This is a genomic window from Sporofaciens sp. SGI.106, from assembly GCF_050314255.1.
Taxonomy (GTDB): domain Bacteria; phylum Bacillota; class Clostridia; order Lachnospirales; family Lachnospiraceae; genus Claveliimonas.
Map to the genome: position 1 here is coordinate 67,455 of NZ_JBNPMZ010000010.1, position 24,546 is coordinate 92,000.

The 24,546-nt window shown below is 45.5% G+C and carries 20 protein-coding genes; 2 read left to right on the forward strand and 18 right to left on the reverse strand.

What is annotated here, in order from left to right:
* Window positions 1-55: 55 nt before the first annotated feature.
* Together ACQRCC_RS09055 and ACQRCC_RS09060 are read left to right on the forward strand one after the other, a co-directional pair.
* On the forward strand, window positions 56-781 hold the full coding sequence (locus ACQRCC_RS09055; RefSeq protein ID WP_427850489.1) for a hypothetical protein: 726 nt from the start codon (window positions 56-58) through the stop codon (window positions 779-781).
* A 200-nt stretch (window positions 782-981) separates the two neighbouring features.
* Complete coding sequence (locus tag ACQRCC_RS09060) at window positions 982-1,932, forward strand: hypothetical protein (RefSeq protein ID WP_427850490.1); 951 nt, start codon at window positions 982-984, stop codon at window positions 1,930-1,932.
* A 271-nt stretch (window positions 1,933-2,203) separates the two neighbouring features.
* On the opposite strand, the gene ACQRCC_RS09065 is transcribed toward ACQRCC_RS09060, so the two are convergent.
* The 18 genes from ACQRCC_RS09065 to ACQRCC_RS09150 all read right to left on the reverse strand — a co-directional run bounded on the left by ACQRCC_RS09065 (window position 2,204) and on the right by ACQRCC_RS09150 (window position 24,534).
* A complete protein-coding gene (locus tag ACQRCC_RS09065; RefSeq protein ID WP_427850491.1) occupies window positions 2,204-3,166 on the reverse strand; it encodes a hypothetical protein in 963 nt (320 codons plus the stop codon).
* A gap of 141 nt (window positions 3,167-3,307) precedes the next feature.
* Window positions 3,308-4,012, reverse strand: a complete 705-nt coding sequence (locus ACQRCC_RS09070; protein WP_427850492.1) for a hypothetical protein — start codon at window positions 4,010-4,012, stop codon at window positions 3,308-3,310.
* Between the two features lie 460 nt (window positions 4,013-4,472).
* Window positions 4,473-5,594, reverse strand: coding sequence for a hypothetical protein (locus ACQRCC_RS09075; RefSeq protein ID WP_427850493.1), 1,122 nt, complete (start codon window positions 5,592-5,594; stop codon window positions 4,473-4,475).
* Window positions 5,591-6,274, reverse strand: coding sequence for a PilZ domain-containing protein (locus ACQRCC_RS09080; protein WP_427850494.1), 684 nt, complete (start codon window positions 6,272-6,274; stop codon window positions 5,591-5,593). The genes ACQRCC_RS09075 and ACQRCC_RS09080 overlap by 4 nt, the downstream gene beginning before the upstream one ends.
* A gap of 95 nt (window positions 6,275-6,369) precedes the next feature.
* A complete protein-coding gene (locus tag ACQRCC_RS09085; RefSeq protein ID WP_427850495.1) occupies window positions 6,370-8,508 on the reverse strand; it encodes a transporter substrate-binding domain-containing diguanylate cyclase in 2,139 nt (712 codons plus the stop codon).
* 219 nt (window positions 8,509-8,727) lie between these two features.
* Entirely contained in the window at window positions 8,728-10,227 is a 1,500-nt protein-coding gene (locus ACQRCC_RS09090; RefSeq protein WP_427850496.1) for a sodium:solute symporter family protein, read from the reverse strand.
* Between the two features lie 10 nt (window positions 10,228-10,237).
* Complete coding sequence (gene buk / locus ACQRCC_RS09095) at window positions 10,238-11,344, reverse strand: butyrate kinase (RefSeq protein ID WP_427850497.1); 1,107 nt, start codon at window positions 11,342-11,344, stop codon at window positions 10,238-10,240.
* Window positions 11,345-11,357: 13 nt separating this feature from the next.
* The gene (locus ACQRCC_RS09100; RefSeq protein ID WP_427850498.1) at window positions 11,358-12,278 is read right to left on the reverse strand and encodes a phosphate butyryltransferase; all 921 of its coding nucleotides are present in this window, start codon (window positions 12,276-12,278) and stop codon (window positions 11,358-11,360) included.
* Window positions 12,279-12,295: 17 nt separating this feature from the next.
* The gene (locus ACQRCC_RS09105) at window positions 12,296-13,663 is read right to left on the reverse strand and encodes an aldehyde dehydrogenase family protein (protein WP_427850499.1); all 1,368 of its coding nucleotides are present in this window, start codon (window positions 13,661-13,663) and stop codon (window positions 12,296-12,298) included.
* 159 nt (window positions 13,664-13,822) lie between these two features.
* Entirely contained in the window at window positions 13,823-14,539 is a 717-nt protein-coding gene (locus ACQRCC_RS09110; protein WP_427850500.1) for a FadR/GntR family transcriptional regulator, read from the reverse strand.
* Window positions 14,540-14,665: 126 nt separating this feature from the next.
* The gene (locus tag ACQRCC_RS09115; RefSeq protein WP_427850501.1) at window positions 14,666-15,601 is read right to left on the reverse strand and encodes a M14 family metallopeptidase; all 936 of its coding nucleotides are present in this window, start codon (window positions 15,599-15,601) and stop codon (window positions 14,666-14,668) included.
* A complete protein-coding gene (locus ACQRCC_RS09120; RefSeq protein WP_427850502.1) occupies window positions 15,598-16,536 on the reverse strand; it encodes a M14 family metallopeptidase in 939 nt (312 codons plus the stop codon). Before ACQRCC_RS09120 ends, ACQRCC_RS09115 begins: the two co-directional genes overlap by 4 nt.
* The gene (locus tag ACQRCC_RS09125) at window positions 16,533-17,309 is read right to left on the reverse strand and encodes a transglutaminase family protein (RefSeq protein WP_427850503.1); all 777 of its coding nucleotides are present in this window, start codon (window positions 17,307-17,309) and stop codon (window positions 16,533-16,535) included. Before ACQRCC_RS09125 ends, ACQRCC_RS09120 begins: the two co-directional genes overlap by 4 nt.
* A gap of 15 nt (window positions 17,310-17,324) precedes the next feature.
* A complete protein-coding gene (locus ACQRCC_RS09130; RefSeq protein ID WP_427850504.1) occupies window positions 17,325-18,002 on the reverse strand; it encodes an alpha-E domain-containing protein in 678 nt (225 codons plus the stop codon).
* Window positions 17,984-19,297 (reverse strand): circularly permuted type 2 ATP-grasp protein, encoded by a 1,314-nt coding sequence (locus ACQRCC_RS09135; protein ID WP_427850505.1) that lies wholly within the window; start codon window positions 19,295-19,297, stop codon window positions 17,984-17,986. The genes ACQRCC_RS09130 and ACQRCC_RS09135 overlap by 19 nt, the downstream gene beginning before the upstream one ends.
* Before the next feature lie 149 nt (window positions 19,298-19,446).
* Entirely contained in the window at window positions 19,447-23,034 is a 3,588-nt protein-coding gene (locus ACQRCC_RS09140) for a S8 family serine peptidase (protein WP_427850506.1), read from the reverse strand.
* A 131-nt stretch (window positions 23,035-23,165) separates the two neighbouring features.
* Window positions 23,166-23,978, reverse strand: coding sequence for a hypothetical protein (locus ACQRCC_RS09145; protein ID WP_427850507.1), 813 nt, complete (start codon window positions 23,976-23,978; stop codon window positions 23,166-23,168).
* Window positions 23,979-23,985: 7 nt separating this feature from the next.
* Window positions 23,986-24,534 carry a helix-turn-helix domain-containing protein gene (locus ACQRCC_RS09150; protein ID WP_427850508.1) on the reverse strand — a complete coding sequence of 183 codons (549 nt, stop codon included), beginning with the start codon at window positions 24,532-24,534 and terminating at the stop codon, window positions 23,986-23,988.
* Window positions 24,535-24,546 lie beyond the last annotated feature (12 nt).

Sequence of the window (24,546 nt, forward strand, 5' to 3'; positions counted from 1 at the left end):
CTTGTATCAATTTCGCCAAACAACCGTCGCTATGGTTGTAGTCGCAGCGGTAGCATTGAGTAGTGCGACATATGCATGGTTTGTGAGTAATAATACTGTTACTGCGACTACCAGTAGCATTTCAGCTCAGTCTAATGCTGCTTATCTTGTAATTGATAATGCAGCAGCTGGTGCAACATCCACAAGTTCTACTTCATCCACAACAGCTAGTGAAACTCCAGCAGATAAGAAGGTTTATCCTTCACAGGTTATTGCTGATGGAGTATGGCAGTCAGCGTATGCTTCTGCTACAGATGCGGCAACTGAAGCAGCTGACACAAGATTTACAATTAAATCTTCAGGTAAAACTGATGGATCTGCTGCTGCTGCTGTAGCAGAGGATTATGCAATTGAAAACACATTTTATATTGGTACAGGTACATATGATGGTAAATTTGCAAACCTTACAGTAAAGAATGTAGAAGTATCAGGTGCTTCCAGTGAATTGGTTAGTGCAGTTCGAGTTTTGATTGTCTGCGGAGACAAGTGGTGCGTATGGGGCAACGGAGCTAAAGTTTCAACTTATACAACAACTGCGGGTGCACAGAATCTTTCGGGCACTAACTACGCTGATGACAGCGTGATTGCAGCTACAGTGGAAAAGGGAACGGACCAGACTGTTAAAGTATATGTATATTATGATGGTGCAGACACCAATGTATTCTCTGACAATCTTGCTGATTTGACAGAGTGCGGTATCACTATTACATTTGATGCAACACCTGTAACTTATGGCGCTTAGTTAACTATAGTAATTATTTCTTGTTTTAAGAACTAATGATACTCTCCATGGTTGTGGCATGGAGGGTATTACAATGAGCAGAAAGGGATTCTGCTTTTTGTAATACCTACGTATAAGATTAAAATATTGAGATTTTTTATAGAAAAGCTCTTTGCTTTGGCAAATTGGGCGTTGATTATTGAAAGAAAGGAGAATGACTTATGAGGTATTCAACAAAATTGCTGAAGCGACAGCTTGTAGTGGCTATATGTATGGTTTTGGTGGCTGCAATAGCTTTAGCCTCTTCAACATATGCGTGGTTTGTAACGAATCACACTGTTACCGCAGATACATCTTCAGTTGCAGCTCAGACAAATGGCTTTATCCTTCAGATTGTTGGTGGTACTACAGTAGACCATAGTAATGGTGGCGCCAGTATTTCTGTTTCTCAGGAAGGACATGAGATTGCACCTGCTTCTACAGATGATTTAAAGAACTGGTATGTATTAAATTCAATAAATTCCGACATGAAAGCAAACAGTTATGTAATTCCATCTACTCTTGATTTGTCTACTGGAAAGTACAGGATTGGTACAGATACTTACAATTATGCTTATGTAGTAAGTACTTATACTTTGTATACCGTGTCGGAGACAGGTTATTGTGATGTATATCTGGATGGATCAGATGCAACATCTCCTGCGATTACTGTTACCGTTGATGGAAGTGATGAAGCTGATAAGATCGTTGCCTCCATGCGTGTCGGACTAACTTTCGATTATGGTGATGGAGAAGGCGAACAGCTATCCCTCGTCTATGCACCATCTAATGAAGACGGAAAAACAGAAGTTGGCAACGATGCAGATGCCCAGACTGGTTGGAGAACTGTAGCTGATGCCACTTCTACAAAAGCCGCTACGTATCCCTATGTCTATGAAAAGACCTACATAGATCAGAATGGAAACAATTACGGTGTTACAAAATCTGGAGATAATTATGTAAAACCAGCCACAAAAGCAAAAGCGGTTGCTCCTGATGTCGATTATGATGGTGTAATTATGCGGGTTTACATCTGGATGGAAGGCACGGATTCCGATTGTGTGAACAGTTCCGAGAGTATTACCAATGCAACCTATACGGTATCTGTACAGTTGGCTGGTGTATCTAAATAAGATTTCTGAGCCCTCGTGTTCTGCACGAGGGCTCTCTTTTACTAAAAAAAGCGTAGCATTGGACTAGCGAGATTTCAATCTTAGGATGTTGAAATAGAAAATAACTTAATGCAACCAATACCCCGTCGAATAGTTTGTTTATTTATCTATTCCCTTTGGCGAGGTACTTACCACATTAAGTTATTAGTTTTACTCAATTCCCATGTTCCAATCACAATGAAAGTAGTTTGACGCTTCTGACTAATCAATAAAGGAGTCTCGAAACCTGTCCTTATGTCTGTGAATCAATTCCGACCATGTAAAGCGTAACATCAAAAGTCAAATCTTCATTAACTCCTTCAGCTGAAGTATTCACGCAATCTGTATCGGTTCCTTCAAGCCATACATAGACTTTCATAATGATGCCGTTGTAATCAATACCTTCTGCCAGTGCCTTCGCTGTTCCGGTAGGTCTCAAATAATTATCACCTGTTTTTGTTGCTGCCCAGTTACCGGAGTCTTGATCCACATAATTCGTTCCATAAATATGGCTATACGTTGCATTCTTCGTACTCGTTGCATCTGAAACTGTAATCCAACCTGTGATATTATTATCTCTGGAGTAAACATCGTTTCCATGTCCTGTTGGCTCCATAGGAGCATAAACAACTTTCAGCGTTTCGACTCCATTTTTGTCAACGGTTGAAATACCGATTCTCAGACTCTTTGCGATTTTGTCGGCCAGTGGTGCGCCTCCAGAAGTTACTGTGATTGCTCCTCCTGTTTGCGAACCGTCCAAGTAGATATCCGCAATACCGGTGTCACGAATCGTATACACAGAATATGTACTTACATTATAGGCATAAAACTTTTTTTCACTACCTTCACTAACTTTATATTCGCCAGTAGTAGCATCCGAAAAGTTAACCTCTGAATAACCAGATACCATTGCTCCGTCAGACCATGCTGACGGAATGTACCATTTTTTAATGTCATTTGTTGAGGAAGGACTAATCTCATGTCCACTGGTTGAATCAAATGCAACTGTTTCAGAATCTTTTCCATGGTCAGGTGTTGTTCCTGCTACAATTTGCAATGTCATTCCATTTGCCATCGCAGAAATCGTACTTGTAGATGCTTTAACCGATGTATTCGTAACATACCATGCGTACGTTGAAGAACCCAATGCAACGAAAGCAACCACCACGGACAATGCAGCCGCAAGCAACTCTCTTTTTAATTTTCTAACTTCCAATGATGCATGCCTCCTTTACTCCTTTTTAGGATATCAAAGCACAGAACCTTGCAGTAGTTCTGTACTTTGATATCCTCTCCACGCCACAACCGTAGAGAGGATAAAGGCATTAACCTTATTGTAAATTATGTTACTAACTAATTAGCTAATAGTATCTGGCTGTGTTGCAGAGAAGCTGATTGTAACACCTACAGGATTTGCCAGTGCATTCAAGTTTGTGGTATAAATCTCGCTGTTATTACCATCATAGTAGACATATACGCTGATCGGTGTATCCGCATCTTTTGTGATGGTTGTTACGAGAGGTGCATCAGTTGTCTTTTCAAGTTTCTTACCATCAGCGCCCCATACCTGCCAGCTATTAGAACCAACTACTAATACGCGTACGGCAGATGCCAAAGCCTTATCTGATCCAGTAGTAACCTCCACCTTATCAATGACAAGGTTGGACAGATCAATACCTGCAGAACTAATATTAAAGTTATTAGCTGCGCCTACTGCATAGCTATCTGTGACAGCCTTTGCTGCATCACCAACTTCGATATAGTCACCTTTCTTGGTTCCGTCATTTACTGCTGTACCATAAGCTGTAACAAACTTAGGTGCATCGGCATCGCCTTTCTGAACCTCTGCAGGATATAGTGCAATTTCTCCGGTCCAGTCAGTTTCAGCAACAGTAGTAGAACCAACTGCGGTTGCACCATATTCAATACTCATAAATGCAGCATTGGACTGTGCTTTAATGTTTGTTGTCTGAGCTGTCACCTTATTATTGCTCACAAACCACGCATATGTCGCACTACTCAATGCTACCGCTGCGACTACAACCATAGCGATTGCAGCCATAAGTTGTTTTCTTAATGCTTTTACATTCATATTTTTCTCTCCTTTTTATGTATTTGCCAGTGGATTCCCCTATTTCAGGAAATCCCATTTCACTTCCGCTGTGTGGCTGGCATCTCCACATGCGCGAAGTTCGAACCTTTTTTCGCATTACGTTTCAGTCAATAGATCACCCCCCCGCTGGGCCCAGCTCAAAGAGTGTCTCCCCCCATGCTTTTCCAGCGAGAGAATCATCTTTTGTCTGAACTTGCTTTGCGGGTTTCAGGCCCGATTGTTTATATCAGATGCGAGCTTCCCCTCACATCTGAGTATTCACAGTGGTTGTGGCACTGTTCCTACCTTATCATTAGGGACTCGCCTGCGAGTCCTGATGCGGGATTCGACCTGCGAAGCAGGTGGATTACTAATCTGAATCCCTGCACATCCATGGGCAGGCTTCTACGAAATGTCCTGCCCGGATGGTTTACTGGTTACGGCGGTTCTTCCATGTTACGTCACCGCCCTGATAATAGTTCGGTGCTTCGGTTCCTGCCGCGTTGATTGGTTTGTTGCCCGTGAGTGCATCCTTAATATCCTGCACGAATTTTGCGAGCAGGCTTGTGTTATCGTCGCTGAGGGCATCGATATTCATACTGAATTCTACCGATCCTCCTACGATAGAGTCTACACACTCCGGGTCATCCCCTTCCATCCAGATAACGATGGTATATTTATCTACATTTCCTACAAGAAATTCTTCTTCTGTGTATTCGCATACGACATCGTGTTTTACGAAGTTCTCACAGCCGGTTTCCTTTCCGCCGCCTGTGGCTGGTTCTGCATATACGGTACGCTTTCCATTTTTCCATACTGCTACACGAACTGCCTCTTCTGCGCCTTTTGCAGCGGAGTCTAAGGTTACGACTGCTTTGTATCCCACATCCTCCTTACCCGCATTGCGGACGTAATAGGTATACGCCATGTAATTTCGACCGTTATGGTCACCGTCGATCTCGTCCAGATTCTCCGGCAGATCTTCCATTGCAATGTTGGTGGCATCCTGTACGGCACTGGCCGTAAGTCGGGCTGTCGGATCGGTAAAATCTCCGTCCGCCGATATGGCGATACCTTTTCGGTACAGCTCCAGTCGGTTCAGGTTGATGGTGAAGTTACCCATTTTCTCCTGCATAAATGCGATGATGAACAGTACTGCCACCAGAAGCAGCATGCCCAGAAGCCACAGATGCAGCTTGTCCAGACGAAGCAGTGCCGCACCGAATTTCTTTGCCCTGCGGCGAGGCATGTACATACTGACTATGGCTTCGGGATCTACATCGTCTCCCATCTCTCCCATAATCTTCTCAAGCTCCTCGATACGGACAACCTGTGCCGCTTCTTTCCGTTTACGCCGTTTGCTTTTCCTGCGTTTTTTTCTGCCCTTTTCCTTTACTGTTTCTTCTTCATCCTCCGGTATCTGAGGTCCGTCATCCGGCTCATCATCTACCCATTTAGCAGAATCCTGAAACTCTTCTTCGTTTGTTTCTATATAATTATCATTTGTTTCTATATGGTTATCATTTTTTCTGCCTGATTTACGCTTCATCATAATTTATACTTTTTCTTCACATGCGCTACATATTCCTGCGCCCGTTCTTTCTCTGATCCATCCGCGAAACGGAACTGAAAACCGCATACATTGCGGTAAATGCTTCCCTTTGGCGCCTCGCGCATCCAGCAGACTACAGACACGATATCTGCAATTCCCCGGCCTTCCTGTTCTATACCAACATTCGGCAGTGACAGCTCGCAGATCTCCCCGACTTCAAACCGGTCATTCATGTATGCCGCCAGACCACCTGCTGAGATATCCAGAGTCATTCCTCCCTCTGTCTCGATCTCGCCGTCCTCATTGGGCATCCACGTTTCCTGCTTATATCGAATAGGAAGAGCTACTTTCAGACGTTCGTCTGCACGCTGGAAGAACTGACGCTGTTCAGACACTCGTCGAATCTTCCAGTAACGGCGTATTCCTTCCTTGATAATATCATCCGCATAGCCCGCCAGAATCATTACATTATTATCCGTACCATAACGGAAGAGAAGCTTCTGGCGCTCATTAATTACCAGCGCTTTGCCGTCTTTCATGGGGATGGACACCAGAAATGCCGACTCATCCAGTGCCTTTGCAAATGTACACATCATATTAAAATCCGGCTCCTGGCCGATTGGTGCATCGAATGCCATCCTGAGTTTTGTTCCGCTTTTGATTGTTATTGCTCCTGCCATTACTACTCTCTACCCTTTTCTTATTATTTCTTTTTTAAAAAACGGTATATTTTTCCTGATTATATAATAGAATATATAATGCCGCAAAAGTAATGTCAAGATTTTTGACTGTCTCTGTTCCTCTTTACACGCTCTTTATCCACGTACATATTCCTGTCAGCGATACCCAGAAGCATCATCAAATTCATCCTGCCTTCGTAATCCCCGGAAAATGCATATCCGCAGGCATATCCCAGATTCACTTCTCCATCAGCAGTATTGAATTTCAGGACAATGTTATGAATTGCCGCCAGCAATTTTTCGGCCTCTCTTTTATCGGCAATGTTCTCGGCAATGACGATAAATTCATCCCCTCCGAATCGCCCTACGAAATGTCGATTTGGCACACTCTGTCTCAGCAGTTTTGCAAAATTCATAATCATCAGATCGCCCATTTCGTGACCCATAGTATCATTGACTAACTTCAGATCGTTCAGATCCAGCATATAAACAGCAGTCGGTACCGTAACGGACAACGGTGAAGCCAGCATTTCCTTACATTTATTCTTATTAGGAAGCCCCGTTGACAAATCAATGTAAGCCTTCTCGCTTAATTCACTGTTGCTCTTTGTCAGAGTAAGGGTCTTGCGGCTGGCATGTATATAATATAGGAAGAATCCGATAATAAGCACGAATATGGTTCCGATCACTCCCAGTACCAACATGACATGCTTTTTCAGGAACTGTTCCACACTCATTTCCGAATTCACCTGACCACCTGCAATCAGAGCCTCGTTCACCATCGTGTCATCCATACCGGCAATTCCCTTTTTCAAAAATGTAAGGGTTCCAATATCGTCTCTGCGCACTGCAAAGCTGACTGCCGTATCATAGCCGGTGTTATTAATCCCAAAATCCGCCATACCCTCCAGCTCATTGCGGTATGCATAATATGTATCTGAACATATCAGCGTACAGGTTGCTTTTCCGGAAACTACCGCCTGAATACATTCCTTCATGCTGCCGCATTTCACAATTTGGGAATCCGGATAATGTTCCTTCACATAGAACTGCTGCATCGGATTCGCATCTGTAACAGCAATGACAGAAGATGTATCTTCATTATACACTCCCGAAAATGCAATCATCAGATAGCTGGTTGTCAGTGGATCCGTAACCATGAAATCATTTTCCTCAGCTACCCAGTAATCCCCATACATCGGGAACGCAGTATCAATATCTCCACGGAACAATGCATCCTGCATTTCCACATAACTGTCGAATTCCTGCATTTCTATACGGATTCCATACTGTCCATACTGTTTTTCTATATGCTCGACAAATGCCGGGAGAAGACCAATGATTTCGCCTGTCTCACTATCCCGCTCCGAATAAGGCAGACAGTTATCCATATAGCCTATCTTCAACACCTCTTTTTCCTCTAACCATGCCATTTCTTCCGCGGAAAGCCCGGAAGAAGAAACTGTTTCCTTTCCATAATATTTTAAATAAATCTTTTCATTATAATACCAATCTGACTGGAGAAGCTGGGTTGTTGCTTCATTCAATTCCTGCAAAATGTCCGGTCTTCGCTTATTTACGGCAAAATAATATGGGGAGGATCCGACCTTTACGACAGAATGCCATTTGTAATTCTTTACGTTGTCTCCCGCAAGATCGGTGGACACAATGGCATCCAGATTTCCTTCGTTCATATCTCTGTATCGGTCCGCACTGCTCTCATACAGAAGCACCTCGCAGTTCACGCCGTTTTCTTCACACCAGTCTTTGAAAATCTCTACCTGCACACTGCCTTTATTAATTCCCACACGGGTACCATTGAAGCTGGAAGGATCCGTTGCCACAATATCTGTCCGGTCTTCGCGGACAAACAGATAATAGTACTCCTTGCCCTGCTCCTCTGTTCCATAGTCTATCTCCTTCGCACGCTCCTCCGTATAGGAGATATTTCCCATAATGTCTATTTCTCCATCCTTCAGCATCTGAATGAGATCACTGAAGCTTCCATTGACATACTCATATTCCCAACCCGCATAATATGCAATCTGCTGCAGATAATCATAACCGTAGCCAGTCTTATGCTGGTCGCCTTCCCCTTCCTGATATCCTTCATAGAGCAGATACCCCACACGAACCGTCTTCAGGTTGTCATTTTCCTTTGCACAAACGGGCAGGCCACATACAATCACACATAATGCTACTGCCAGCCAGATTCCTCTTATGTATTTTCTCATCTTATTTCTCCCAACACGTTTCATATGCGTTTCGCGCAACAAATCAGAAATCATTCCTATTTTTCTCATCATAACAGATAGAGGCTTCATATTCAACCAATCCGTGCTATTTTTATGGAATTTACATGTAATTTTGCATGACATTTTACTTAAAAAAACGAGGGGGCATCGCAAGCAAACCACCAATCATTTGCGATACCCCCTCGCGGAGCATATATCCTATTGTCGTTTCCCAAATGCCGTTCCTGCCCCGATGATTACCAGACAGACTGCAATTCCCAGGAACAGGGAATCAAATGGAAGACCAAGCAGATTTCCGCCCAGCACGGCTGCCGGGCCTGCTGCCATGGATACCAGTACAGCCCATGGTGCTACCTTGCCTTTTGCAAACAGTGCGCAGGTAAGCGGGATGAATACTACGGTTCCGCGGATTCCCATGGAGAGGAAACCGAAGTCGTTGATGATTGCTCCCGGCACGATCAGGGCAATTGCTGCTGCCGCGCAGAGGGTCACAACGATGGTAACTCGTGTGGTGTACAGTTTCTTCTTCACGTCTGCCAGTCCTTTTGATATCTTGCAGAAGATGTCATTTACCAGAATGGATGCCACTCCGAGGGAGAGGCCTGCTCCTCCGGCGATGACCGTGATCAGGAGGGTTCCCAGAACGATTCCCGCTACAAACTTCGGCATGTAATTGATGACAAATGCGGGAAATACCTGGGAGGAGCTTGCGATTTCCAGCATGCCTTCCGGGATGCTCTTTCCGGCTTCCGTCAGCGCTGTAATCTCCGCAGTTGTCAGGCAGTGATTCCTCATGAACATTCCAATGAAGATGCAGGCGATTCCGATTGGCGGAATCAGTACTGCGCTCAGCATGGCTCCCTTTCTTGCCTTGCTGTCACTCTTTGCCGACCAGATTGCCTGGGCATAGGTCTGGGTCGCCAGAACCCCCAGAAGCAGTGACAGGCCGGAGCCCATGTCTTTTAGAAATCCTCTGGAGAAAAGGCTTAAGTAACGCCCGGATACTTCTTCAGCAGCTGCAAGACCTGCCAGACTTCCCACATCGGTTCCTGCCAGAGTGGTCTGAAGCTGTTCTATCAGTGCCATCGGTCCGTGGCTGTTCGTCAATACGATTCCCAGTCCCAGAATGGAAGCGCCGTAGAGCAGGATTAATTTCACCACGCCACCCAGACCGGCTCCCCAGGCTCCGCCGAAGACCACATAAGCCACCATGACTGTAATGGATAAAATTGCAGCCGTCAGAAAATTCATATGGAAAATGACCGTCAGGAGCGCACAGCTTGAGAGAACCTGTGCGATCACACTGATGAAGATTCCGATGGAACACAGTACCGATCCCGCATACTCTGCTTTTGCGCCATATTCTTTTCCGATGACCTCCAGAAGAGTAATGCTGCCACTGTGCCGCAGCGGAATCACATAACCGATTGCAAGGATCAGACAGCCGATTCCGGATCCAAGCGTAAACCACCAGGCTGACATTCCGTATTCAAATGCAAGCTGAGCCGTACCGATGGTGGCCTGCCCGCTTACCAGACTTCCCATAATCGCTCCACACACGATCCAGGGGCCTGCCTTTCCGCCGCCGGTATCAAAATCCGACGCATCCGATACCATTTTCCCCGAATAAATGCCTACTCCTATGATGAGGGCGATAATCAGTATGATTCCTAACAGATTCCATATTCCAATGTCCACAATTCATTCCTCACTTTGTTTCTTTTATAAATCCCGGAAAAACCGGTTCTCCGGTATAATATCGCGGTTCTTCTTTTCCGTCAAGCACACGGATGGCTCCCGCTGCCAGGGCATCCATCTCGAATTCTCCCGGATATATTTTCACCGGTGCAATGAAGCTTACGCGCTCTCCGATCATTCCGGTCATCATTTCCGAATATGCTACGCCTCCGGTGAGAATGATGGCATCCACCTTTCCTTTCATGACCGAAGCCATTGCCGCAATGTCTTTCGCGATCTGGTATGCCGTTGTCCGGTAGACCAGTTCTGCGAACTTGTCACCTTCCGCGATGCGTTTTTCCACCTCACGGGCATCCGATGTGCCCAGATGTGCCACCCATCCGCCCGTTTTCATGATCTTGGTAAGCATTTCTTTTTCCGTATATTTTCCGGAGTAGCACAGTCCTACCACGTCCGCCAGGGGAGCCGTTCCGCTTCTGGTCGGGGCCATACGCCCCTCTCCCCGGGTGCTGTCTACGGTGTCCACCATTTTCCCCTGACAATGTGCACTGACGGAAATACCTCCGCCCAGATGTGCCACCACCAGATTCAGTTCTTCATATGCTCTGCCGCAGTCCGCAGCATATTTTCTGGCCGCCGCGCGCTGATTCAGCGGATGACCGCGGCTGGTGCGCAGAAGCTCGGCAAAGCCGGTCATGCGCGCCTCTTCTTCAAATTCATCCACGCTGCTGGCATCTACGATAAATGCCCGTCCGCCGAATTCTTCTGCAAAATCTTTGGCAAGAAGCGGTCCCAGATTGCCGGGATGTCTGCTTCCCGGTCCGATCTGACCGTGTGCATACATTTTCTCATTGACTTCATACACACCGCCGGCCATCGGCATAAGCCCTGTGCAGATGGCAGAAAATGCATCCGCTTCCCCCGGATCTACTCCTTTTTCCTTCAGGGTTTTTGTAATAATCTCCTTCCGGTAGGGAAGCTGGTCTACGATATTGGGAAATACAGCCAGGTCGCTGGCGGGATGATTAATATTTTCCGAAAAAATCCGCTGTTCTCCCTCATACAGGGCTACCTTCGTAGAGGTTGAACCCGGATTCAGTACAATCACTCGATACATATGTCTGCTCTCCTTATTGTTTTCCTGCGGACTGTGCTGCCAGCACTGCCAGGGCAATGGAATTCATCTTGGATGTATCGGAGCTTGCCCGGGAGGTCAGTACCATCGGCTTGGCCGCTCCCATGATGCATCCTGCTTTTTCGCATCTTGCGAAATATTCCATGGACTTGTTCAGTATATTTCCGGCCTCAATATCCGGTGTGATCAGGATGTCTGCATGACCGGCTACCGGATGGTCGATGCCCTTATGACGAGCCGCCTCCACGGACACCGCATTGTCCATGGCAAGGGGACCCTTTACCATACAGCCGGTAATCTCGCCTGCTTCATTCATTCTGGTAAGCTCTGCCGCATCCAGAGTAGCCGGCATCTTTGGATTCACCTTCTCTACCGCACAGAGAACCGCAACCTTCGGGTTCTCATTTCCCATGGCATGGGCAATTTCCGTACAGGCTTTAATCAGGTCCACCTTCTGCTCCAGGGTCGGAGCGATGGTCATGGCGGAATCGCTCAGGAGAAACATCCGGTCAAATCCCGGGATTTCCATTAAGCCCACATGACAGATAAGATTGCCGGTGCGAAGACCGTATTCTTTATTTAACAGAGCCTTCAATGCAACCGAAGTATCCACAAATCCCTTCATGGGAAGAGAAGCTTTCCCTTCCTTCACAAGACGGATGGCTGCAGCACAGGCATCTTCCTTCTCTACTTCATTTACGATTTCAAATTTGGACAGATCAATGTCCAGATTCCCCGCGATCTCGCGAATCTCTTTCTCATTTCCTACCAGATATGCACCCTTGATGATCCGGTTCTGGTATGCGTGCCAGACGGATAACAGCACATCCGCATCCTGGGCAACAGCCACAGACAATGTCTGTGGCTCCCCATTCTGTACTTTTTCAATTAATTCTTTAAAGCTGCGAATCATCATCTTACTCTCCTCATCAACTATTCCGCCCAGATTTCCTCATCTGTCGGAATCGGTTTGCCCGGAATTACGTATGCGATTCTTGCAATATTTACCAGGTGATTCCACCATAAGTTCTCGCTCAGGGAGTTATTTCCCCAGGTTCCGCATCCCAGAGTTGCTGTCGGATTCAGGCCATTGTCAAATCCACCGCCAAGTCCGGATGATCCGATCATGTTAACACCTACACGGGATACCGGGAGAAGGTCTGCCGCATATTCCACATGTTCTTTGGTATTGGAATGAACCACAGAGCTGTGGCCTGCGCCTTCGTTCTTTAAGTTTGTAACTGCCTTCTCCACTGCCTCTTCCCATGTCTCATAGCTGTTGATTGCCAGAACCGGGCACAGTTTTTCTTTCGCCAGTACTTCTTCTTTGCCGGACTTCTCAATCTCTACCAGTAAGAACCTGGTATCCTCCGGCACTTCCAGTCCCACCAGTTTTGCGATAAATACGGCAGAATTTCCTACTGCATCTTTATTAATCACGCCATCCGGGAATAACCCTTTTCTCAGAGTCTCTACATCCTCCGGTTTGCTGATATAGTATGCGCCCTGTTTTACCAGCTCCTCTACCAGCTCATCATGTTTGGATGCCGGTACATGTACGCACTGCTCGCAGGTGCAGAGCACACCGTTATCATAGGTACGGCTGGTTGCCACTTTCTTAGCCACCTCTGCCAGATCCACATCCAGGTCTACCAGAGTCTGCACATTTCCCGCACCCACACCGAATGCCGGCTTACCGCTCTTATAAGCAGCCTTTACCATTCCCGGGCCTCCTGTGGAAATACATGCGTCACACTCAGACATCAGCAGTCCGGAAAGCTCTACGGTAGGTTCCGGGATAATCTGGATCAGGTCTTCCGGAGCACCCACGGATTTCAATGCCTCGCGCATCAGTCTTACCGTTTCAACTCCTGTCTTCTTTGCACGCGGATGTGGTCCTACGATAATCGCATTGGCACCCTTTAATGCGATCATGGCATTCTGCATCGGTGTCATGGTCGGATTGGTTGTCGGGGAAACAGCTCCGATCACGCCGATTGGCTTTGCCACCTTTACGATTCCCTCTTCCTCAACATACTCGATAATTCCGCGGCTCCTCACTCCCTTTAATTTGTTCCAGACAGCTTTTGCCTTACCTTTATTCTTCTTGATCTTGTCTTCATAGACACCCATACGTGTCTCTTCCACAGCCATCTTTGCCAGCATCTCGCCATTGTCATAAATAATCTTTCCGATGGCGCGCACTGCCTTATCCACATCCTCCTGTGAATATTTTTCAAATTCCTGCTGCGCTGCTCTTCCTTTCTGAATCAGATCCAGTACGTATTCTTTTGCCTCCATTTTTATTTCCTCCTTTTATTCACATCAACATCATATGTTTAATGTACTACATTATACATTCTATTTCAATCGGCATTAGTTCAAAAAAACAGGCTATATTTTTATGCGCATTGCACAAAAATATAGCCTTAATTTTGTTTATTTTTTAACAATTATCTCTTAAAGCAACAGCTCCTGCCATAATTTTAGACGCTCATCCATAAAGTCTGCAATTGCCCGCTTATCTCTCGCCTCCAGGATATCCACTTCTTTCAGATAGTTGTCCGGAAGTGCATTTACCATACCTCGCTCCACAGAGACTTCGATTGCCTTGTGTCTGGTAAAGGATGCAATCTTACGAATAATATTGTCCAGCTGATAGAGCATCCGGTTCCGGGATATCTCGCTTAAGTACTCGTTAAACCGTTTGCTGGCCTGGTACATTTTCTCGATGTCCGCAGGCTTTGCATTCATGATTTCTTTAAATTCCAAACCATATTCCCGCAGCTGTTTTATTTCCTCGTCAGAGGCATTTAAAATTGCCAGATACAGCACCGAATTGGCAATTGCAATCTTCACCTCCAAAAGCTCCTCCATGGAATGCTCGGATAAAATCAGTCCGTATAACAGCGGGTCCAGCAATTTATGATTATATTCTTCTACCACAAAGGTTCCTTCCGAGCGCCGGATCTCCAGCACGCCAAATGCCACCAGTACCTTGATGGCCTCCCGCACTCCATTGCGGCTGACGCCTAATTTCTCACTGAATTCTACTTCTGTAGGAATCTGATCTCCGGGCTTCAGCTCGCCGCTGATCAGAGCATCTGTAATTCTCTGCACAATGATCTCGGAAATCGATCCCTTCGGCAGCTGCGCAAACAATTTATTATTTTCCATGTGTCATCACTTTCCATATCTTATAATATTCCACCCATTCAAATACGCCGGGGCATATTTGCAACATTGAGCTTATTATAGCAGACAGGGACAATTATTTACAAGTGATAAACACTTCTTTTCCTTTTACTCATACAATCTTCTGATAATCTTATAAACTACTTCGCTCTCCGTCACCAGAGGTTTCCTGTGAGCGAAAAAGATGATTCCCTCCGTCGGAGCCAGGATTCTGGATATGATTTCGCCCTCATACGGATGCAGAATTTCGGCGATGACTTCGCCCATGTGCACCTCTTCTCCCGCGCTCTTCAGCCGCCGGTATAGTCCTCCCGCATTGGTCTTGATCTGGGTCAGCTCTTCCTCCCCGAATACGGTGGAAATGTATCCTCCGTGATTGTGATACTTCAGGATTCCCATTCGGGTCAGGAAACGTAGCACCGCGGATACAGCCTGCTTTGCGGATTTCTCATCGGTCATATCGGTCTCGTTCGTGTATACGGAAAATGCATTGGTCTCCCATATCTGCCAGTTATAGTTCAGTGTGGTGGTGTCAATCGGTTTTGGCTTTCTTACCACAACATAGGGAAGCCCGAAAAGGCTGGCGAGGCTCGGGCTCTGGTTGCCCGTATCCATCATGCGCACATGGGGCACGAAATCCCCGGGCATGTAGAAGCTTGCGAACTGGATACCATATTCATAATCCTTGACCTGTTCAAACAGTCCCGCTGCAATCCTCTGGGTAGTCTCTCCCAGATTATACCCCGGGAACATCCGGTTGATGTCTGTATTGTCCACCGCCCAGAAGCGTTTCCCGATATTCATGGAATGGTGATTGACACTGGGCACTACCATGATTTCATTTCCGGAGACAATATTTCCTGCCGCCTCCAGCTCTGACAGCTTTTTAATAAGCTGAGAACAGATGTAGAGCTGCTGCACTTCATTTCCACGGATACTGCCTACGATACACGCTGCTTTTTTCCCGTGTCCGAACTTATATCCGGTAATCTCCAGATCCTCGCGGTAGGGGGATGCCATGGAATATAATATTTCTTTTCTCATTTCTTCTTACCTCCCAGAACACGTCCCAGCAAAGAGCCACTGTATACTACCGGATATTCCCGCACGGTAAAGACCATGCCGTCGATGGGCGCCGTGATTTCCTGCTCCACATCTCCCGTCAAAGGATTCAGAATCTCACCCAGAACTTCTCCTACTTTCACTTCGTTTCCTATTTCTGTTTTCGGGACAAATATTCCCGCCTTATCCGCATTCATATAGCCCACGGCACGGTCAGAAGATACGATGGGCTCCCGGACTTCACCTATCGGTCCCTCCCAGATCCCCATCTCTTTCATCACATTCAGGATGCCCTCCACCAGCTGATAGCCGTAGGAGCGGGTAATCCTCATGCCCACACCCATTTCCACCACCAGTGCCGGAACCCCGATCTTGTTCAGGCTGTAGGCAAGGGTAGATTCCAGAACCGTAGCAGCACTGTGCACCCACACGAAATCTACATTCAGTTTCTTCGCATAGGGAACCAGAAGTTCTTCTGTCTCTTCATTTACCCGTACCTGAGGAAGCTCCATCAGGAAAATATTGCTGGCGTGAATATCCACACACATATCCGCCCCATCCAGATCATCCATTAACCGCTTTACCAGCGTTTCCATCATGGGTCCCTCTTCCGTGCCCGGAAAAATCCGGTTCATGTCCAGATCGAACATGGGGATTCCTCTGGATATGGAATCAATTCCCAGAGGATTCATCGCCGGATAAATATCCACGATTCCCTTTAACTGCTCCGGAGCCGCTTTCAGTCTTCTCTGCAGCTCATAGCAGACAAACTGTCCCTCCAGCTCATCTCCGTGGATTCCTGTCACAACGGCAAATCTTTTTTCTTTTCCGGTAGGATGTACCGGCAGAATCCGGTTCTTCTGAACCCTCAGATGTTCCGCTACCGGAAGCTCCATCGATACCACTGTCTCTATCATTGTATTTCCTCCACCTTCACATATATTTCCTGCTTCTGCTGTGCGATTCCCAGAAATCTTCCCTTATCCAGAATACAGTCTTTATAATCCCGTCCATGTGCAAGCTTGATATAGTAATCATCCACATGGAGATTATTGGTGGGATCAAGGCCATACCAGCCTTCTCCGGTGTAGATTTCCACCCAGGCATGGGTATATCCTTCCCCAATCATCAATCCATTGACATAGCGGGCCGGAATTCCCGCATGTCGTAAAAGTGCAATCATAATATGCGCATAATCCTGACATACGCCCTGTCCTGTCCGGACAGCTTCTTCCGCTGTCGTGTAGATATTCGTCACGCCGCTTTTATACTCAAAGTGCTGATAAAGCCAGCCCATGATTGCAATTGCCCGATCCAGATTATTTTCTCCGGAAATCTCCATCTTCGATGCAAATGCTTCAAGATGCGGCCCCCATTTTGTATACTCTGAAAAATATTTATACATAGGATGCAGTGGTTCCCTGCGGACTTTCATCCCTTCTACCAGCGCAGTGCCCTCCACTTCGTACTCGAATTTTTTGTGCGGATTCTCATAATGCCCCACATACTTTTCATTTCCAAATCCATCCATTACCCGATTCAGACAGTTGGTCGGTCTCACATAACGGCTGGTAATTGTTACCTTCTGATTGTCATCATCCCTGGGTATACACCGGAGTGCGAAATAATGATCCCACACGGGTTCGGAAAAACGAAGTGACATTCGATATATAAATCTCAATTTTTTCATGATTTCTGTATCCGGCTATCCTCTGATAATTCCTCCCAGATAGCCCAATGCCTCCTGATATCCTGTTTTCCAGTCTGTCTGTTTCTCAATCATGTTTCCCAGACATTCCAGATTCTTTTCATCATAGCACATATAGGATCCCTTAATGCGTTTTAGCAGCTTGCAGTATTCTTTTTCAATGTCCTTCCTGTTATAGTCCAGACGGATATAAAGATCCAGACGCTCTATGTATTTTCCACATTTTAAAATATTTCTGCATTCCTCTTCCTCAACGTAATCATCTACACAGCCCCAGAACGCCAGCAGATAGTCTATCACCTGCTGCAATTCCAGAAGGGGCGCTGTCGTATGGGCACTTCCGCCCAGAGTATCCAGGGAAAGCTGTACATAGGATAATACATTACTGCTCAGCTCATCCCTCAGCACAATGGCATTGTCAAAAGCACGTCCCATATTGGCAAATATGGAATCCGGATTCCTCATATCAAACAGATAGGAATCGATAAACTGTTTATTGGAAGTGTAAATATTGGGAATGTTCAAACGCTCACAATATTTCTCATAAGCACCTTCCGGGCTTTCGATCATCTGATCATAAATATCATAAAATTTTCTCAGGGTCGTATACACCCGTTCTGTGTATCTTCCCAGCCAGTATAAATGGTCCATTTTTTCTATTGAGATAATACCCATGTGTCTTTAAATCCTCCTCCCTGTGATGAATTCACGACGAACGAATCTGCATTTCTTGAAAATCTGGTCAGGCCGCTTGCCCACACCTTCGTAGTCTCTCCCGAAAGAACAAAAGCACGCAGGTCTGCTTTTCTTGGAACCTTCTTGTCTCCCTCCATAATGTCCAGATCCTGAAAATCTATTACTTCCTGTGCAATAAAGCGTCTGGATTCTTTCTCAATCAACTTTTTCATGTCTTCCAGCTTTTCTTTGCTCAGTTCGTTTCCAAAGATAACACCGTATCCACCGGCTTCCGCCACATCCTTGACCACCAGTTTATCCAGATGTTCCAGCACATATTTCCGGTCTTCCTCATAAAACGGAAGATAGGTCGGTGCATTTTTCAGAATCGGCTCCTGATCCAGATAATACTTGATCATCTTTGGCACGAAATAGTAAATACCCTTGTCATCGGCCACTCCATTTCCCGGTGCATTTACAATAGAAACATTTCCGTTTCTATATACATCCATAATGTTCGGAACACCAATCAAAGATTCCGGAAGGAATGTCATCGGATCCAGATATTCATCCGAGATCCTGCGGTAGATGGCTCCTACCCGCTTCTTTTCACCTCTGTAGTCCCTGTAATACAGGAAATTCTTCTCTACAAAGAGATCCGAGCACATAGCCAGTTCACAGCCTGTCCTCTCTGCCAGGAAAGAGTGTTCAAAATAGGCCGCATTATATCGTCCGGGAGTCATGATAACGGAAATACCGCCTACATTCACGTAATCCATCATTTTCTTCAGCATGACTGCATAATTCCTGTTATCCACAATCTGATTTTTCCGGAATGTCTGCGGTGATGCCTGACGACAGATCTCCCTTGCGATCATCGGATAAGATGCCCCGGATGGAATCCGGAGGTTATCCTCCAGTATGTACCACTCCCCGTCCTTTCCGAGAACCAGATCAATTCCCGAGATATGGCTGTAAATTCCTTTGGGCGGAACGATTCCCTCACACTCCGGAAGATAACCGGAGGATGAAAACACAAACTCTTCCGGAATCACACCATCTTTTACAATTTTCTTGTCTCCATATACATCTTTCAGAAACAGATTCAGGGCATCCACCCTCTGAATCAGTCCCTTTTCCAGATACAGAAAATCCTCATGCGGTATTACTCTTGGGATCGCATCAAATGGAAACAACTGCTCATGGAAAGTTCCATTCTTATATAACCCAAACTTCACGCCATACCTTGCCAGAAGGCGGTTAATTCCTTCTGTGTGGTCAATTAATTCTCTCATATCTGCCGCCACCTCCTCAGTTTTTAAAAAGAAAAAGGCACTCGAAACAAATGTTTCGAGCGCCTTCGCTTTCTCTTATGAATATGGTAGTATATTACTACAATCCTTATTTTCTGTCAACGCCAAATAAATACCGGTACTTCTAATACTTATTTACTTTTTCTTCTGCGGTATCCGATGGTTCCTACGGCTCCGGCGCCGCTGAGAAGCAGAATTCCCAGCCACAGCATAGAATGACTGCTGTCTCCGGTTTTCGGTGTAACTTTCTTTGCGCTGTTTCCACCGGTTCCCGGATTATCCTTACCAGGATCATCTTTTCCAGGATCATCCTTACCCGGATCAACCTTTTCTGCCGGATTTTCCGATGGATTAAAGGTATCTGCTGCCAGTCTTCGGAATACAAGCTGGTTGCTCTCGCTGTCTCTTCCTAATACATAGAAATATCCATCCCATGAACTTCCTACAGTATTCATTGTCTTCACGGAATTGAATCTTGCATCCAACGTTTCCCATGCATGCTGTTCCCCATTATACATCCATGTATCGTGGAATTCTCCTTCATTCGAGACAGCACGCTCCTGATCGGATCCGGTCTGTACGTAACCTGCTGCAATGAATCCATTGTTTGTAGCACCTGCTGCCACCTTCAACAGCTGATCCTTGTCGTCGAAATCATACAATGCTTCTCCGTCAGCCTTCCAGTTCTCTCCGTCAAACTCCCAAACTTCATTAATCGTCGTATACATTCCTCCAAGCACCGGTTCTAGAACGCTATGAATTCCTCCCAGGATATAGAGCTTATCACCGTTACAGATAACAGTACCACCCATACGATTATCCGGAAGGCCAGGATATTCTTTGATGACTTCTCCTGTATTAGGCACGATTGCCCGGACTTTGAGAGAATGCCAGTCCTTCTTATGTTCCTCGGTCGGATCTGCCATTCCATCTGCAGTGCCGTCACCGCCTATAAGAAGAAGCTGATTCTTATATACGGCAAGCATCTCATAGCCGGATTTTGTCACCTCTGATACGTCCACAACGGATGTCCACTTTCCCTGCTCCGTATCATAAGTTGCAAGTTTTTTCTTGTCATTCTCCGATGCCCCCGTAAGATATAGCATATATATCTTGCTCTTCGCCGCTGTCATGGAAAATGCTCCCGGAAAATCAAATAATAGCATATTCTCTTCCGGCTGCTCCACCTTATCCCATTCTCCTGACGCAATGTCGTATATTTCCATATAATTTGCAGAACCGCTTCCCATAAGGCCTGCCACCATAATCTTGCCACCTGCGGCAGCCATGGCTAATGGCATTCCATTCTGTGATGTTAAGGCTACGCCTTCCTCTTCTCCCCAATCCAGATTCGGTGCCTCTAATTCCTCATAATCCTTTGACGCCTTTCCGACTGTGAAGAAATTATAACCCGTTTTTCCAGATACTGGAGATTCAATGGATATCTTCTGTTTTCCTTCCACTCCTTCAGGAAGGGTGAATTTTATTTCCTGATCACTCCAGCTTTCAATCGTCGTAATTTCCTGATCACCTACACATAACTTTCCTGCATTATCTCCGAAAAACCAGCCTTTCAGAATCGCAGTTCCATTGTTTTGTTCCAGGCTTTCTACTACAGGAGTCATATCTTCAGCTGAATAGTTATATGCATTATCTGCATTTACATAACCAGAGGTGACGCATTTATCATAGAAATCCTGATCAGATGTAACACTTCCCTTAATGCGTGCTTTCACTTCCCTCGGATCGCTGTACTTCTCTGATACCAGAGCAGCAACCCCTGCCGCCGCCGGGCAGGCCATGGATGTACCATCCGCATAATAATAGTCACTGGTCTCAGTTCCGAATCCAATATTATCGAGATAAAGCATTGCATCCTCTGAGTTACTGATCATCGTTCCTTCCAATCGAAGAATTGCCGGGGATTCTGCCTCAGCATCTTTCAGGAAACCTCTCTGATCTTCTGGAATTTCCCCACTTAAACATACCCAGTTATTATCATAAAAGCGAAGTCTTGCATTAAGCTGCTCGAATTCCTCGCTACCCTCCGGTACATTTTCACAAAGATTCAGTGTGTTGCCATCCAGTTTAGCACCTCGCAGTCCGCCTTCCATTGCTATGTAAAGATTTTCCTGTCCTGCCAGCATCGCCTTTTCTTCGTTTGTAAGATGAATCTGGAGTTCTACACCAAACTCCTCCCCATCCGGAATATTATCAATCGGAATGCCGACCGCATAGTCTCCATCCTTTTCCGGTTTAAATCCCGTCACCATGGAAATGGCCGGATCAGTCAGATATTCCCTTGTATAATTACCTTCTTCATCTTCTGTTTTTTTATACACTCTATAAGTAATCAACTTCTCATTGTCCATGCTGTCTGCATTAAACTGATTGTAAATTAATGTATCACCCGCATCCTGAACCCACGGGATATACTGTGGTGTCATCACTACGCCAACTTCCGGATCCTGCTTCTTACCATATAAGGTCGTTGCTGCCAGAATCTGTGATCCCGGCGCAAATACATCCACAGTACTTTGTCCATAGTTAGAGAATGCGGTTGGAATACCGGAGCTTTCCATTGCACCGACATACAGGATATCATTGTTCAGATAGATGACATTCGGCCACATCTCTGTGTCCAGTCCGGAGTTTCCTGCCGCAAAGCAAACCATAATTCCTGCATTTGTCGCTTCTGTTGCCATATCCGCAATCAACCGGTCCGACTGCGCAAAATCTTTTCCAACTCCCCAGGAATTGCTGGAAACCCTTATATTCACACCATTCTTCTTAGCAGTAATCATATAGCGGAACGCCTTTGCTGCACCCGCCATATCTCCTCCATTGGCTCCGAGGAAACGAAGAGCCATAATCTCCGCATTTCCGGTCACACCCCGGACACCTTCATCATTATTCCACTGGGACGCAATTACAGATGCGCAGTGAGTTCCATGGCCTACATCCGTATCCATTGGATCAGTAGAATCTTCGCCCGGTACGGTATTTATACCATATGTTCCACCGCCAAGAGCAGTCAACGCCGAAATATCTTGTCCGCCTTTCCACATGATATTTTGCAGATCGGGATGTGTATAATCCACACCTGAGTCAATTACTGCCACTACAATCTTATCACTCGTTTCAGAACCAGCACCTGATGCCCAGGCTTCTTCTGCATCCATGTCTGCCCAGGTTCCAGTCAGGTCAATCTTATTATTGAGTCCCCACTGATAATCGTACATTGGATCATCAATACCTTCTTCGTACATTTCCACCTTATAATTTGGCAGAGCATACTCAACATTGGGATTCTCCTCCAGCGCCTGAATCAGAGCTTCCGTATCATCGCCCTTAACCAGCACAATTTCACTGGTCTCTTCCTCACCGTCATCTGCTGATTCCGCCACTGAGAATACCGCATAGTCATTCTGTTCATCAGGCGCCTCACCGTCCCCGTCCAGTTCCATCAATACTTCTGTGGAAAATGATGGTGCTGATCTCCTCGAAAAAGTACTGGAATTACTGCTGTTCGCATAAAGTGCATCCTCACCGCCTTTAACACGGACAATAACCTCTCCTTCCACGTAGTCTTCGCCCGGAATTCCATAATCAACTTCCTGTTCTTCTGCCGATGTTGTCTCTTCCGCCAGTACGTTCTGCGGAATCAGCGAACATGCCATCATCAGGCTCAGGAAACCCGCAAGCTTTCTTCTTTTCATACTCTTCTTCCTTTCTTTCGTAGATAATTTCTTTGCAGGACTCACTCTCAAGTCCTGACGAAGGAATCGTCTCCCATTTTCTATGATTATACTCTCATTTGTGCAACAAAAGTGCAACAAAACAATTTATTTTATATACTAAATAAATACCGGTACTTCCTCATCTGCATTCTTATAATCGTCTCAACCCTGTTTTTTTGCTGTTCCGGATAAATATCAGCTTTTTCCAGCAAACGCTGTACATCTTTTTCAGAAAACATAAACCGGATGTTCTCCCCGTACAGAGCTTCTGATATATCCAGCTGCTCATCAAAATCACTGCATATAGTCTTTGACTGCACATTGTCCATTAATTGATAAATATCATCATTTATAGGATAATCCATAGTGGTATCTGACAGGAGTCCTGCCCCGTTATCGAAAATCGGGCAATACGCGAATTCGCCTTTTCCGTTCATCAAAACTGCAATATTGTGCATATGCCTGTCTTCATTTAAAAATAATGCGTCAATAGTAAAAAGTTTATTAAGGTACTTCCCAAACTCTGTAAGCCCGGTTATCCGTTCCACCTGTTCTACAAGAAAAATCATTCTTTCCTCATGACTTCCTATTTTGTATGTGGATTTATACAGACTCTCACCAGAAAAATTCTTAAATAATCTCTCCAGTGTGATAATCTGCCATCCTCTTTGCAAAAAGCTCCTGCTCTTTACGCCACAATAGATACTTGACTTATACTTAATCTGTTCCAGATTATACAATGCATATTCTGATGGTGATAATGAAGACTGTTCCAGCAAATGAGATATCATGTACTCTGCAAGTCCCTCATAGCCGGCATAGTCTGCCTTATACCACATACCTTCATTTTCCCACTTCAATTGATTCCCTTTGGAGGATTGCCTGTCATTCGTTCTGATGTCCTGCTCAAACAATTCGATCATTTTTGTCCTACCTCTCTATCCGAATCCAAAAATCATCCTCAGCCATCCGCCCTTCCGTCTTCTCTATAATCAAAAAAGGATCATAAAATGGCAGGTCCAGGTCCTTTAAAATTAATTTCATCTTATCCCGGGTTCTCGGAAAACACCTGGATTCCAGAAACTCCAGATACATAGGATAATCCGGTTCTTCAATTACACCGAACGCTTTAAACATAACATGTTCTACATAATTTTTAATACGTACTTTCTGGTTCAGTTCATCCACATCAATTAATGTACATACGGTCTGATTATGCATATACCAGAGCCGGAGTGGATATACTTGTTCCGGGATTTCTAATTGCTGAATGGATTCCGGTTCACGTTCCAGATATCGAAGCAAAAGAACGACCGGACCACTCACCGTTTCATTGCCGCTCTCCCACCGTTCAACCGTTGATTTCGAACAGCCGATTAATTCCGCAAAATTTTTTTGAGTAAGCCCAAGCTTTTTTCTGACATTCTTTATATCTTCTGCAGTTACATATTCCGGTAATACAAATCTTTTTTTCTTCATGCCATCACCTCA

What these genes read in the sequence shown, in the direction of transcription:
- ACQRCC_RS09060 (WP_427850490.1), top strand. Translation starts at nt 982, where the DNA reads ATGAGGTATTCAACAAAATTGCTGAAGCGACAGCTTGTAGTGGCTATA.
- ACQRCC_RS09070 (WP_427850492.1), bottom strand. Translation starts at nt 4,012, where the DNA reads ATGGCTGCAATCGCTATGGTTGTAGTCGCAGCGGTAGCATTGAGTAGT.
- ACQRCC_RS09075 (WP_427850493.1), bottom strand. Translation starts at nt 5,594, where the DNA reads ATGATGAAGCGTAAATCAGGCAGAAAAAATGATAACCATATAGAAACA.
- ACQRCC_RS09080 (WP_427850494.1), bottom strand. Translation starts at nt 6,274, where the DNA reads ATGGCAGGAGCAATAACAATCAAAAGCGGAACAAAACTCAGGATGGCA.
- ACQRCC_RS09085 (WP_427850495.1), bottom strand. Translation starts at nt 8,508, where the DNA reads ATGAGAAAATACATAAGAGGAATCTGGCTGGCAGTAGCATTATGTGTG.
- buk (WP_427850497.1), bottom strand. Translation starts at nt 11,344, where the DNA reads ATGTATCGAGTGATTGTACTGAATCCGGGTTCAACCTCTACGAAGGTA.
- ACQRCC_RS09100 (WP_427850498.1), bottom strand. Translation starts at nt 12,278, where the DNA reads ATGATGATTCGCAGCTTTAAAGAATTAATTGAAAAAGTACAGAATGGG.
- ACQRCC_RS09105 (WP_427850499.1), bottom strand. Translation starts at nt 13,663, where the DNA reads ATGGAGGCAAAAGAATACGTACTGGATCTGATTCAGAAAGGAAGAGCA.
- ACQRCC_RS09110 (WP_427850500.1), bottom strand. Translation starts at nt 14,539, where the DNA reads ATGGAAAATAATAAATTGTTTGCGCAGCTGCCGAAGGGATCGATTTCC.
- ACQRCC_RS09115 (WP_427850501.1), bottom strand. Translation starts at nt 15,601, where the DNA reads ATGAGAAAAGAAATATTATATTCCATGGCATCCCCCTACCGCGAGGAT.
- ACQRCC_RS09120 (WP_427850502.1), bottom strand. Translation starts at nt 16,536, where the DNA reads ATGATAGAGACAGTGGTATCGATGGAGCTTCCGGTAGCGGAACATCTG.
- ACQRCC_RS09125 (WP_427850503.1), bottom strand. Translation starts at nt 17,309, where the DNA reads ATGAAAAAATTGAGATTTATATATCGAATGTCACTTCGTTTTTCCGAA.
- ACQRCC_RS09130 (WP_427850504.1), bottom strand. Translation starts at nt 18,002, where the DNA reads ATGGGTATTATCTCAATAGAAAAAATGGACCATTTATACTGGCTGGGA.
- ACQRCC_RS09135 (WP_427850505.1), bottom strand. Translation starts at nt 19,297, where the DNA reads ATGAGAGAATTAATTGACCACACAGAAGGAATTAACCGCCTTCTGGCA.
- ACQRCC_RS09140 (WP_427850506.1), bottom strand. Translation starts at nt 23,034, where the DNA reads ATGAAAAGAAGAAAGCTTGCGGGTTTCCTGAGCCTGATGATGGCATGT.
- ACQRCC_RS09145 (WP_427850507.1), bottom strand. Translation starts at nt 23,978, where the DNA reads ATGATCGAATTGTTTGAGCAGGACATCAGAACGAATGACAGGCAATCC.
- ACQRCC_RS09150 (WP_427850508.1), bottom strand. Translation starts at nt 24,534, where the DNA reads ATGAAGAAAAAAAGATTTGTATTACCGGAATATGTAACTGCAGAAGAT.